Source organism: Sphingomonas sp. SAFR-052 (assembly GCF_051965015.1).
In the GTDB taxonomy this organism is placed as follows: Bacteria; Pseudomonadota; Alphaproteobacteria; order Sphingomonadales; family Sphingomonadaceae; genus Sphingomonas.
Window position 1 is genome coordinate 27,446 of sequence record NZ_JBQCMO010000015.1, and the last position, 3,481, is coordinate 30,926.

Genomic DNA, 3,481 nt, shown 5'->3' on the forward strand with positions numbered 1-3,481 from the left:
AACTTCGCGACGCTCGTCACCTTCGAGAACACCACCGCCAGCCAGTTCACCAAAGAGAATTTCGCAGGACTCGCGCCGCGGGCGCTTGGCTCCTTGCCGACGGTTGCCTTGCTCGCGCGCTCCGACAGTGGGGTTGCGGGTGACGGCATCACCAAGAGCACGCGCCCCACTTTCGTTGGTCAGGCGGACCCTGGCTCCGTCGTGAAGTTGTTCGTCGATGACGTTGTGATCGGTACGGCAAAAGCGGGAGCGACCGGAGTGTGGTCCTTCACGCCTACGACGGCTCTGGTCGATGGTCCTCGGATCGTGACAGCCAGCGTGGTCAATGGGAATGGCTTGGAGGTGGCTCGATCAGAGTCCTTTACCGTCACGATCGACACGATCGGACCCGACGTAACCGGCCCTGTCCTCGTTGCAGGCGATGATACCGGTCTTGCCGGTGACCGCGTCACCGCGCGAACCGCGCCCGCCTTTACCGGCACCGCGGAAAGAGATGCGGTCGTCACCATCGTCGTCGACAATGTAGCAGTCGCAACCGTGAACGCGGACCAGAACGGAACGTGGCATTATACCGCCGATACGCTTGTCGAAGGCAAACACCGGATCGGGGTCCGCGCGACCGATATTGCCGGCAACGCAAGCGCCACCCGCACAGCGACGTTTACGATCGACACTGCCATCGAAGCCCCCACGCTGACCGGTCTTTCCGCGCGGTCGGATACCGGCGTCAAGGGCGACGACATCAGCCGGGTCGCCAAGACCGGTCTGACCGGCACCGCAGAGGCAGGTGCGACCGTAACGGTCTTCGTCGACGGCGTTGCCATGGGTACCGCCAAGGCGAATAGTCTCGGGCAGTGGAGCTTTGCCAATCCCGTCCTGTCGGACGGTTTGCACGACGCGTACGTCACCGCCGTCGATGCCGCCGGCAACGCCAGCCTGCCTTCCGGAACCTATAGCTTCACGGTCGATACGCTTGCCCCGACACTGGGCGCCACGCTGTTGTCGGCCGACAGCGATTCCGGGGTGCTGGGTGACGGCATCACCAATATCGCTCCCGTGCTGGAGGGCGTGGCGGAGGCCGGGTCGACCGTCACGCTCACCATCGACGGCGTCGAAGCCGCCTCGATCGTTGCCGATGCGGTAACCGGCGCCTGGAGCTATACCCCCACCAATCTTGGGGAGGGACGCCACAGCGTGTCAGTCCGCGCGACCGACATTGCAGGCAACGCAAGTGCGACCAAAAAGACATATGTCACGGTCGACACCGTTGCCGCAGTGCCGGTCGTCGCCGGGCTATCGGCAAAGTCGGATAGTGGGACGATCGGCGACAATATTACGAAGTCCAATCGTCCTGCCCTGACCGGCAGCGCCGAGGCAGGTGCGACGGTCACGCTCTATGCCGACGACGTTGCCATCGGCAGCACCAAAGCTGCTTCGAACGGCGTCTGGAGCATCACGCTGTCCGAACCGCTGAGCGACGGCACCCATGCCTTCAGTGCGGCCATTACCGATCTTGCCGGCAATGCCAGTGAACGGTCGTCCGCAGTGAACGTGACGGTGGACACGGTTGCCTCCACCGCAGGCCAGCCTGTCCTGGTCGAAACGTCCGACAGCGGTAAGGTCGGTGACGGCATCACCAACGACTATACGCCCACCCTTTCCGGTGTCGCGGAAGCCGGCAACAGCGTCACCGTACGGATCGACGGCAAGGACGTCGCGACGGTAGTCGCCGATAGCACCGGGCAATGGGAATATACGCCGACCGCGCTGCTGTCGGTGGGACAGCACAGGGTGGTGGCGGTCGCGCGCGATGCGGCCGGCAATATCGGCAAGGCGTCGTCGGTACTCGCGCTGACGATCGAGAAGCAGGTTACGGCTTTGGCAGCCCCAGCGCTCACGGCGGAGTCCGATACCGGCAAGCTTGGCGACGGCATCACCTCGGACGCTTCGCCCACCCTCGCTGGTGTGGTCGACGCTGGTGCGACCGTGACGATCACACTCGATGGCCGGCAGGTCGGCACCGTCACCGCAGACAGCGCGACCGGCGCATGGAGCTACAAGCTTGCCACCCCGCTCGACGATGGCGCACATCTCGTCAGCGTCAGAGCGGGCGGTGCCGTGGTCGAACAGCTTGCGCTGACCATCGACACGATCGATCCGTCGAAACCGGGCAAGGTCATGATCGATGCAGCATCGGACACCGGCATTATCGGCGATGGCCGCACGACGACGGCGGCACCGCTGCTGCGCGGAACGGCGGAAGCGAACGGCACGGTCCAGCTTTACATCGACAATCGCAAGGTCGCGACCGTCGCGGCGGATGCGACGGGCGCATGGTCCTACCTCCCGGACGCGGCGCTGTCGGTCGGTGACCACATCGTCCAGATCCGTGTAGCCGATGCGGCCGGCAACGTCAGCGACAAGTCCGACCCGCTTGCTCTGCGCATACAAAGCCGTACCGGTACAACGACACTGACTACGGGCGTCGATGATGTGGTGGCCGACGACAGCGGGATTATGGTGACGGGAACGTCGGCGACGCTGACGGCGAGCACGCCGGGGATGCCGGGCTATATGGGTTCGCCTGGCATACCGCCGGTAGCTGGTGATCAGCTGATTGGCGGTGCCGGGTACGACACGTTGCAACTGTTCGGTGGGGGCGAATACCGGATCAACAATTTGGGCGCGTTCACCGGGTTCGAGCGGGTGTTGGTGACCAATCCGGGCGGTAGTAGCGAAGCTCGGGTGTACCTGGGTGCCCAAACGATCGAATTGGGCGTGTCGCACGGCTACAATGCGAACTTCTATCTAGGCTCGGGCAAGGTCACGTTCGAGAGCAGCGTGTCCGGATCGGTCACGGTCACTTCGACGGATAATTGGAACGTCGCCAACGTCCTGAAGGGCATCACGCCGACACCGCAGAACATGTATATGGGTTCAATTATTACAGTTACTTTCGCTGGGTACAGCGGAGCGCAGACCTACGATCTGCGCTCGGCCAGCCTGGCGTCGGTCAGCATCAACTCCAGTACAGCCAATACCTTCCTGGTGAACAGCGCAGTAATGGCCGGAGTGAGAAGCTGGTACAGCTCCTCCGATAACAAACTGAACGTGGCTGATAGCAGCATCGATCTTGGCTCATCGTCGCTTAGTAACTTCAAGGTCATATCGACCAACGTAACCGGCACCACCTTCACTACTACCAGCAGTTCGACCGCCTTCCAGGTACAGGGCGGTGCCGGACAAGACACGCTCGTCCTCAAGGGCAGCGCCTTCACCATCGATCAGCGCAACGCCATCTTCGCTACCAGTTCCATCGAAACCATCACCGATACCAGCGGAACGTATCAGGCCGATCCCAACTTGATCCGCCTGACTGCCGGCGTCGACAAGATCACCGCACCCGACAGCGGGATTATGGTGACGGGAACGTCGGCGACGCTGACGGCGAGCACGCCGGGGATGCCGGGCTATATGGGTT

1 protein-coding gene is annotated in these 3,481 nt (G+C 62.9%); it reads left to right on the forward strand.

Translation table 11 applies throughout. The features are described from left to right. Positions 1–3,481: Ig-like domain-containing protein (locus ACTHQV_RS18110; protein ID WP_440492143.1), on the forward strand; the 3,481-nt coding region annotated here is incomplete at both ends.